General features: G+C 71.9%; 8 protein-coding genes. 6 read left to right on the top strand and 2 right to left on the bottom strand.

The genetic code is table 11. The features are described from left to right. From sucB to ABT381_RS33600, 4 genes are all read left to right on the top strand, one after another. On the top strand, window positions 1-990 hold a 990-nt coding region (gene sucB, locus ABT381_RS33585), incomplete at its 5' end, for a 2-oxoglutarate dehydrogenase, E2 component, dihydrolipoamide succinyltransferase (RefSeq protein WP_351601138.1). A gap of 145 nt (window positions 991-1135) precedes the next feature. Then, window positions 1136-1759, top strand: coding sequence for a GntR family transcriptional regulator (locus ABT381_RS33590; protein WP_351601141.1), 624 nt, complete (start codon window positions 1136-1138; stop codon window positions 1757-1759). Window positions 1760-2043: 284 nt separating this feature from the next. After that, window positions 2044-4719: a pyruvate dehydrogenase (acetyl-transferring), homodimeric type gene (gene aceE, locus ABT381_RS33595; protein WP_351601144.1), complete on the top strand. Its 2676-nt coding sequence runs from the start codon at window positions 2044-2046 to the stop codon at window positions 4717-4719. Window positions 4720-4946: 227 nt separating this feature from the next. After that, window positions 4947-6002: a helix-turn-helix transcriptional regulator gene (locus tag ABT381_RS33600; RefSeq protein WP_351601147.1), complete on the top strand. Its 1056-nt coding sequence runs from the start codon at window positions 4947-4949 to the stop codon at window positions 6000-6002. A 75-nt stretch (window positions 6003-6077) separates the two neighbouring features. On the opposite strand, the gene ABT381_RS33605 is transcribed toward ABT381_RS33600, so the two are convergent. Then, entirely contained in the window at window positions 6078-7046 is a 969-nt protein-coding gene (locus ABT381_RS33605; RefSeq protein WP_351601156.1) for an SDR family oxidoreductase, read from the bottom strand. A gap of 180 nt (window positions 7047-7226) precedes the next feature. Here ABT381_RS33605 and ABT381_RS33610 point away from each other — a divergent pair, with 180 nt between their 5' ends. Further along, complete coding sequence (locus ABT381_RS33610; RefSeq protein ID WP_351601159.1) at window positions 7227-7757, top strand: DUF4240 domain-containing protein; 531 nt, start codon at window positions 7227-7229, stop codon at window positions 7755-7757. Window positions 7758-7934: 177 nt separating this feature from the next. Here the strand turns inward: ABT381_RS33610 and ABT381_RS33615 are convergent, their stop codons facing one another. Next, entirely contained in the window at window positions 7935-8465 is a 531-nt protein-coding gene (locus tag ABT381_RS33615) for a GNAT family N-acetyltransferase (RefSeq protein ID WP_351601150.1), read from the bottom strand. A gap of 38 nt (window positions 8466-8503) precedes the next feature. Here ABT381_RS33615 and ABT381_RS33620 point away from each other — a divergent pair, with 38 nt between their 5' ends. Next, a complete protein-coding gene (locus ABT381_RS33620; RefSeq protein WP_351601153.1) occupies window positions 8504-9397 on the top strand; it encodes a TIGR01777 family oxidoreductase in 894 nt (297 codons plus the stop codon). The last annotated feature ends 107 nt before the right edge of the window (window positions 9398-9504 follow it).

The raw sequence follows: 9504 nt of genomic DNA on the forward strand, positions 1-9504 counted from the left end.
GCTCCGGCCCCCGCCGCACAGCCCGCCCCGGTCACCCCGGCCGCCCCGGCCGGTGAGCCCGACGGCGCCTACGTCACCCCCCTGGTCCGCAAGCTGGCCCAGGAGAACGGCGTGGACCTCGGCGCGGTCAAGGGCACCGGCGTCGGTGGCCGCATCCGCAAGCAGGACGTCATCGCCGCCGCCGAGGCCGCCAAGGCCGCGGCTCCGGCCGCTGCCGCCCCGGCTGCCGCCGCCGCCCCCAAGGCTCCGGCCCTGGAGGCGTCGCCGCTGCGTGGCCAGACCGTCAAGATGCCGCGGATGCGCAAGGTCATCGGCGACAACATGATGAAGGCCCTGCACGGCCAGGCGCAGCTGACCTCCGTGGTCGAGGTGGACATCACCAAGATCATGCGGATGCGCAACAAGGCCAAGGACGCCTTCGCCGCCCGTGAGGGCGTCAAGCTGTCCCCGATGCCGTTCTTCGTCAAGGCCGCTGTCCAGGCGCTGAAGGCCCACCCGGTCATCAACGCCCGGATCAACGAGGACGAGGGCACCATCTCGTACTTCGACTCCGAGAACGTCGGAATCGCGGTGGACAACGAGAAGGGCCTGATGACCCCGGTCATCAAGGGCGCCGGCGACCTGAACATCGCGGGTATCGCCAAGAAGACCGCCGAGCTGGCCGGCAAGGTCCGCGCGAGCAAGATCAGCCCGGACGACCTGTCCGGCGCGACCTTCACGATCAGCAACACCGGCTCGCGCGGTGCGCTGTTCGACACGGTCATCGTGCCGCCGAACCAGGTCGCCATCCTGGGCATCGGCGCCACCGTCAAGCGCCCGGTGGTCGTGGACCACCCGGAGCTGGGCGAGACCATCGCGGTCCGCAACATGACGTACCTGTCGCTCTCCTACGACCACCGTCTGGTGGACGGCGCCGACGCCGCCCGCTACCTGACCACGGTCAAGCAGATCCTGGAGGCCGCCGAGTTCGAGACCGAGATCGGTCTCTGATCCGGCCCGGCCATCAGCGGGTGTGACGAAGGGGACGGCCCCGGTTCGTACGAACCGGGGCCGTCCCCCGTTGCGTCCCCGCAGATAATGAACCGTTGGCCTGCCCGTCCCGTGCGCCGGCCCGTCCGCCGCTAAGGAGCACCGCATGACCCCACCCGTCGTCCACTCGCTGCGCGAGCAGATCCGCGAGCACATCCTCGAGGGGATCGTCAGCGGCCGCTGGCAGCCGGGCGAGCGGATCGTCGAGCGGCGCATCGCGGTGGAGCTGGAGGTCAGCCAGACGCCCGTACGCGAGGCCCTGCGCGAGCTGGAGAGCCTGCGGCTGATCGAGTCGGCACCGAACAAGGGCGTACGCGTACGGAACCTCACCGCGGCCGACCTGAAGGAGAGCTACCCGGTCCGGGCGGGCCTGGAGCAGGTCGCGGCGGAGCTGGCGGCCGGCCGGCTGGCGGACGATGTGACGGCCCTGGAGCGCGAGGTCTCGGCGCTCACCACGGCCGACGCCGCGGGGGACGGCGAGGCGCAGGTGCGGCACACGGTGGCCTTCCACCGCGAGATCGTCCGGGCCGCGCGGAACGACGTACTGCTGCACACCTGGGAGTCGCTGGGCGTGGAGGTGTGGACGACGCTGTCGATCCGCTGGTTCTCGCCCGACCCGCGCTCGCACGCCCAGGACCATCAGGATCTGGTCGACGCGTTCCGGCGGCGCGACCCCAGGATCGGCGAAATCCTCAAGGCACACGTCCTGAGCTGCGCACCTCGCGTCTGAGGGGTCCGGAAGGATCTTGCGGGAGGCTCGGAGGATCTTGAGCGAGGTGCCGGAAGGATCTTGAGGGTGGGTGACGAGCCGTAGCGGAGTGAGCCTCCGCAGGCTCATTTGAGGCTGGCACGCGGTGCCCAAATCGACGGCACCCCGTGCCGACCTGCGGTTATTCCGCCTCGGAGCGTTGATCGATCATCGATCAGGGGCGTATCGTCACTCCTCGGGGCGCGACACCCTGCCTGCCAGCAAAACCTCGCACCTCCCTCCCTCCGTCCGGAAAGGGGCCACCCATGCCCGATCCCGTACGTTCTCCGTACAGCCAGCTCGACCAGCTCCCGGACAGGGATCCGCAGGAGACGGCCGAGTGGCGCGAGTCCGTCGACGCCGTCACCAAGGCAGCGGGCCCGCAGCGCGCGGACTACCTGATGCGCCGCGCCCTGGAGCACACCGCGCGCAACGAAGGCAGCGCGCTCCCCCCGCTCCTGGAGAGCGACTACGTCAACACCATCCCCACCGCCGACGAGCCGGACTTCGCCGGTGACGAGGCGATGGAAGCCCGGATCACCGCCTGGAACCGCTGGAACGCCGCCGCCATGGTGACGCGCGGCTCCCGGTTCGGCGTCGGCGGCCACATCGCGACCTTCGCGTCCGCGGCCTGGCTGTACGAGACCGGCTTCAACCACTTCTTCCGCGGCAAGGAAGGCGACGGCTCCGGCGACCAGCTCTACATCCAGGGCCACGCCTCGCCCGGCATCTACGCCCGCGCCTTCCTCGACGGCCGCCTGGACGAGCAGCAGCTCGACAACTTCCGCCAGGAGGCCGGCGGCAACGGCCTCCCCTCCTACCCGCACCCGCGGCGCCTCCCCTGGCTCTGGGAGTTCCCGACCGTCTCCATGGGCCTCGGCCCGCTGTCGGCGATCTACCAGGCCCGCTTCAACCGCTACCTCCAGGGCCGCGGCATCAAGGACACCGCCAACTCGCACGTCTGGGCCTTCCTGGGCGACGGCGAGATGGACGAGCCCGAGTCGACCGCCGCACTGGCGCTCGCGGGCCGCGAGGGCCTGGACAACCTGACCTTCGTCATCAACTGCAACCTGCAGCGGCTCGACGGCCCGGTCCGCGCCAACTTCAAGATCGTTCAGGAGCTGGAGGCGCAGTTCCGCGCCGCCGGCTGGAACGTCGTCAAGTCCCTGTGGGGCTCCGCCTGGGACGAGCTGTTCCAGCTCGACACCACGGGCGCGCTGGTCCGCCGGCTGCGCCAGGTGCCGGACGCGCAGTTCCAGACGTACCAGACGCGCGACGCGGCCTACATCCGCGAGCACTTCTTCGGCGCCGAGCCGGCCCTCGTCGAGCTGGCGAAGCTGCTGACCGACGCGAAGATCGCCGAGTGTTTCCACACCTCCCGCGGCGGCCACGAGGCCCGCAAGGTGTACGCGGCGTACAAGGCGGCCGTCGAGTTCAAGGGCGCGCCGACCGTCATCCTGGCGCAGACCGTCAAGGGCTACACCCTGGGTGCCGGCTTCGAGTCCAAGAATGCCAACCACCAGATGAAGAAGCTCTCGGGCAAGGAGTTCCGCGCCATGCGGGACCTGCTCGACCTTCCCATCCCGGACTCCAAGCTGGACGAGGAGCTGGTGCCCTACGGTCACCCGGGCGCCGACTCCGCCGAGATCCGCTACCTCCAGGAGCGCCGCGCGGCCCTCGGCGGCCCGGCCCCGGCCCGCCGCCTCCACGCCTCCGCCGCGCTGCCCCAGCCCGAGGAGCGCGCCTTCAAGGCGCTGTACAAGGGCTCCGGCAAGCAGGAGATGGCCACCACGATGGCCTTCGTCCGGCTGGTCAAGGACCTGATCCGGGACAAGGAGACCGGCAAGCGCTGGGTGCCGATCGTCCCCGACGAGGCCCGTACGTTCGGTATGGAGTCGCTCTTCCCGTCGGCCGGCATCTACTCCCCCAAGGGCCAGACGTACGAGCCGGTCGACCGCGACCAGCTGATGTACTACAAGGAAGCCACCGACGGCCAGATCCTCAACGAGGGGATCACCGAGGCCGGCGCGATGGCCGACTTCATCGCCGCCGCGACGTCGTACGCGACGCACGGCGAGCCGATGATCCCGTTCTACATCTTCTACTCGATGTTCGGCTGGCAGCGCACCGCCGACCAGATGTGGCAGCTCGCCGATCAGCTCGGCAAGGGCTTCATCGTGGGCGCGACGGCCGGCCGTACGACGCTGACCGGTGAAGGCCTCCAGCACGCCGACGGCCACTCGCACCTGACCGCTTCCACGAACCCGGCGTCGCTCAACTACGACCCGGCCTTCGCGTACGAGATCGCGGTGATCGTCAAGGACGGTCTGCGCCGGATGTACGGTCCGGACGCCGAGAACGTCTTCTACTACCTCACCGTCTACAACGAGCCGAAGGTGCAGCCCGCGATGCCCGAGGGCGTCGAAGAGGGCATCGTCAAGGGCCTGTACCGCTTCAAGGAGGCCGAGGGCGCCACCGGCAAGGCCCCCCGCACCCAGCTGCTGGCCTCCGGCACCGCGATCCACTGGGCGCTCGAAGCGCAGCGGATGCTCGCCGAGGAGTGGGACGTGGCCGCCGACGTGTGGTCCGCGACCTCGTGGGGCGAGCTGCGCCGGGACGCGCTGGAGTGCGACGCGGCGCGCCTGAAGGGCGAGGACCGCGTGCCGTACGTGACGCGTGCGCTGGCCGGCGCCGAGGGTCCGGTCGTCGCGGTCAGCGACTGGATGCGGGCCGTGCCCGACCAGATCGCCCCCTGGGTCGAGCAGGACTGGGTCTCCATCGGCACGGACGGCTTCGGCCTCTCCGACACCCGTGAGGCCGCCCGCCGTTACTTCGGCGTCGACCCGCAGTCCGTCGTCGTCCAGGTGCTCGCGGCGCTCTCCCGGCGCGGCGAGGTCAAGGCGGAGACGGTCAAGGAGGCCGCCGAGAAGTACGGCCTGTGAGCCGTGCGACTCGTGCGAGTCATGCGACTCGTGTCTGAGACATCGGGGCCCTAGCGCTCCGGTGGGCGTCGGGGCCGTGAGGGAGCCCCGGCGCCACCCCTCCCGCGTACGGGCCGCGCGCCCGTACGCCCCACAGCTCCCGTGCGGAGGCAATCCACCCGCGCCCGGACCTCCGCACGGGAACCTTTCTCCATCGCGTTGTCAGTGCCGCGCGGCATCATGAACTCATGCGTGCCGCCCGGCTGATCAAGATGGTGCTGCTGCTCCAGTCCCGGCCCTCGATGACGGGGGCCGAGCTGGCCCGCGAGCTGGAGGTCTCCGAGCGCACGGTCGCCCGGGACGTCCTCTCCCTCTCCGAGGCCGGCATCCCCGTCTACGCGGACCGCGGCCGGACCGGCGGGTACCGCCTCATCGGCGGCTATCGCACCCGCCTCACCGGCCTCGGCCGCAGCGAGGCCGAGGCTCTCTTCCTCTCCGGCGTCCCCTCGGCGCTGCGCGAGCTGGGCCTGGCCGACGCCGCCTCCGCCGCCCGCCTGAAGGTCTCCGCGGCACTCCTCCCCGAGCTGCGCGACGCCGCCGCGGGCGCGGCCCAGCGCTTCCACCTCGACGCGCCCGGCTGGTACCAGGCACCGAGCACCCCCGAACTGCTCCCCGCGATCGCCGAGGCCCTCTGGGACGACCGCGTACTGACCGCCCGCTACCGCCGCAAGGACACCGAGGTCGAACGGGTCCTGCAGCCGTACGGACTGGTCCTGAAGGCGGGGGTCTGGTACCTGGCGGCGCGCACGGACGGCGGCCAGGACGGCCACGGCGATCAGGACGACCGCGGCGGTCAGGACGGCAGCGACGGCCACGGCAGCCGTGGCGGCCACGGGGGTCACCGCGGCTACCGCGTCTACCGGGTCGACCGTTTCCGCGCGGTCGCCGCGGGCGAGGACCGTTTCGTCCGCGACCCGGACTTCGACCTGCCCGCCTTCTGGGCGGAGCGGGCCGCCCAGTTCGCCCGCTCGATCCTGCGCGAGGAGGTGACCGTACGGCTCACGCCCGCGGGCGCCCGGCAGCTCCCGCACGTCACCGACCGCGTGGCGGCCGGGGAGGCCCTGGACACGGCGACGGACCCCGACGACCACGGCCGGATCACCGTCACCCTCGCCGTCGAGACCCTCGACGTCGCCTACGGGCAGCTGCTGGGCCTGGGCCCCGAGGCCGAGCTCCTCGCCCCGCCGGAGCTGCGCACCCGCTTCGCGGAGGCGGCCCGCCGTATGCACGAGGTGTACTCGTAGCCGGGCGTACGGGGTGTACTCGTAACCGGGCGCGTGGGCGGGCGGTCGCCGGTATCCAGTAACGGCCGCCGGTGATCACCGGTACCCGGTCACATCCGCCGGCTTGTCCGGCCGCTGCACCTCCGCGATGTACCGCCAGGCGTCCGGCGCCGAGCCGTCCGCGTCCGTGAAGCCGTACTCCCCTGCCAGCCCGCCGCTGGAGAGCGACCGCCCGTTCCACCGCGCCACGTCCGGATCACCGGCCAGCGCCGCCAGCGCGCGCCCCACGAAGACCGGCGACTCCGAGATCGCGAAGTGCGGATCCTTCGCGCAGCCGTCCCGCCAGCTCTCCTCCGTGACCTCGAAATACGTGTCGAGCATGGCCTCCGAGCGCAGCCACCCCGGCGTGAGGCAGACCGCCGTACAGCCGTACTCCGCCAGCTCCTCCCCCAGGTCCCGCGCGATCCGGATCGGCGCGCTCTTGGCGAGGTCGTAGTAGAGCGGCTTGCGGTACTCGCGGTTGGATTCCGCCGTGCCGTCCGTCACCTCCACGACCAGCCCGCCGCGCCGGCGGATCAGCAGCGGCAGCGCGTACCGGCTGGTGATCAGGTGGCTCTCGACGCCCAGCCGCAGCACCCGCAGCCCCTTGTCGAGGTCGTGCTCCCACGCCTTCTTGTCCCACTCGACGTGCCGGTCACCGCCCCAGAGGTCGTTGACCAGCACGTCCAGCCGCCCGTGGTCCCGCTCGATCCGCTCCATCAGCGCGCGTACCTGATCCGGCTCCAGGTGATCGACCGCTACCGCGATCCCCGTACCGCCGGCCTCGGTCACCAGCTCCGCCGTGCCCTCGATCGTCTCGGTCGTCCGCCCCACCTCGCTGACGCGGTCCCGCGTCGTCCGCCCCGTGACGTAGACGACGGCGCCGGCCCGGCCCAGCTCGACCGCCATCGCCCGCCCCGCGCCCCGCGTGGCCCCGGCGACCAGCGCCACCTTCCCGGCCAGCGCCCGCTCGTCGTCCCGCTGTCCGTCCTGCCCGCGCTGCCCGCCCTGCCCATCGTTGGGCATCCCGTTCTGCATATCGCTCTGCATATCGCCCTGCGTATCGCTCTGCATACGGCGACCCTCACACCCAAACCCGTCATCTCCTGTCCGGTTTTCCGGTGAATTCCGTGTCGGTAACGACCCGGACGGATGCCCGCGCTCCGCGTGCGCGGCCGGGCGGCAAGCTGGATGCTTGACCCTGTGATGGACGAGACGGAGTTCTGGGAGCTCATCGACGACTCCCGCGAGGCGGCCGAGGACGACCCCGAGGAACAGGCCGATCTGCTGATCGAGCGGCTGATGCGGCGCGATCCCGACGCCGTGATCGACTTCGCCCGGCACTTCGAGGCGCGCTACAACCGCGCGTACACCTGGGACCTGTGGGCCGCTGCCGTGATCCTGCTGGACGGCGCGAGCGACGACGCCTTCGACTACTTCCGCTGCTGGCTGATCGGCCAGGGCCGCGAGGTCTTCGAGGGCGCGCTGCACGACCCCGACCGGCTGGCCGACCTCCTCCCGGACTTCGATGAGGAGGAGGACGGCGACGCGGAGGACCTGGGGTACGCGGCGGACGAGGCGTACGAACGCCTCACCGGCACCGTGATGCCCGACCTCGGGATCGCCCCGGCGCCCCGCGAACCACTCGGCACCGTCATCGACTTCGAGGACGACACGGCCCTGGAGGAACGCTTCCCCGCCCTGTGGGAACGCTTCCGAGGCGAGTCATACGCCTGATCGAAAGCCGGACCGTCCCACCGGCTGGGGCATCCCGCCGGTTGGGGCGTCCCGCCGGCCGGGCCGGCCTGCCCAGCTGGAGTCGTCCTGCCCAGCCGGATGGTGCGGCGCGTGCCTCGTCAGCCCGCTCCCTTTGCCCAGCCGGCTGACACGGCTAGCTCCTGCCGGCCGGCACGGCTAGTTCCTGCCGGCCCGTTCCCTTCCGTCTCGCTCGCCGTCGGGCAGCCACCGCCCCATCAGCACGTCGTCCACGTACTGCCCGTCCAGCCGGAACTCCCCCGGCAGTACGCCCTCCACCCTGAACCCCGCCGACTCGTACAGCCGCCGGGCCGGCGTGTTGTGCCCCAGCACCCGCAGCGTCATGCGTTCCGCGCCCTCCGCCACCGCCCGGCCGATCGCCGCGTCGAGCAGCGCGCGGGCCACCCCGCGGCCGCGCGCCCACTCGTCCACGGCCAGCCCCTGTATCTGCCGCACGTGCGCGTTGGAGGCCAGCGGAATCGCCCGTACCAGCCGCAGGTACCCGGCCGTCCGGCCGTCCGCCTCCGCCACCAGGAAGTCCTCCGGGACGTGCCAGGCGTCGAAGAACGGGTCGTACGGCGGCACCGGGCGCGGCTGGACGGAGTGCAGCGGCGACCAGGTCCGCCTGTCCAGTGCCCCCAGCGCCGCCTCGTCGGCGGGCACGGCGGTACGTACGATCGGCTCGGGCATGCCGGTCACTGTGCCACGCGTGTGCGGCCACGGGCAGTATGGGGACCATGCGGATCGCGATCACCGGTTCCACCGGTCTCATCGGCACGGCACTCCTGCGGTCACTGCGCGCGGACGGCCACGAGGTACTGCGCCTCGTCCGGCACGCGCCACACGCCGCCGACGAAGTGGCCTGGGATCCCGAACGGCAGACGGTCGACGCCGCGTCGCTCGCCGGCTGCGACTCCGTCGTGCACCTCGCAGGCGCCGGCGTCGGCGACCACCGCTGGACGCCCGCCTACAAGAAGCAGATCCGCGACAGCAGGGTGCTCGGCACCGCCGCGATGGCCGAGGCCCTCGCCTCCCTCGACACCCCGCCGCGCTCTTTCGTCTGCGGCAGCGCGATCGGTTACTACGGCGACACCGGCGAGCGCCGCGTGGACGAAACCGCCCCGCCCGGCGACGACTTCCTCGCCAAGGTCTGCGTCGACTGGGAGGCCGCCGCCGACCCGGCCGTCGAGGCCGGTATCCGTACCACCTTCCCGCGCACCGGCCTGGTCGTCTCGCGCACCGGCGGCGCCTGGGGCCGGCTCTTCCCGCTGTTCAAGGCGGGGCTCGGCGGCCGCCTGGGCGACGGCAGCCAGTACTGGTCGTTCATCTCCCTCCACGACCACATCCGCGCCCTGCGCCACCTCATCGACGACGAGACGCTGTCGGGCCCGGTCAACCTCACGGCCCCCGAGCCGGTCACCAACCGCGAGGCAACGGCCGCCATGGGAAAGGTCCTCCGCCGCCCCACCCTCCTCACCGTCCCCCCGCCGGCCCTCCGCCTGGCCCTCGGCGAATTCGCCACCAACGTCCTCCAAAGCCAACGCGTCCTCCCAACCCGCCTCCTGAACACCGACTTCACCTTCACCCACCCGACCATCACATCGGCGATCGAGACGGCATAAGGGGGCGTGCGGGACGGGCCCGGGGCGGGGCGCGCAGGGGCGGGCCCGGGGCGGGCTCGGCGCTCGTCCCGCCCCCCGATCCGCCCCCCCCGATCCCCGCCTCCCGG

Origin of the sequence: Streptomyces sp. NPDC000151 (genome assembly GCF_040301705.1) — a bacterium.
Taxonomy (GTDB): Bacteria; Actinomycetota; Actinomycetes; order Streptomycetales; family Streptomycetaceae; genus Streptomyces.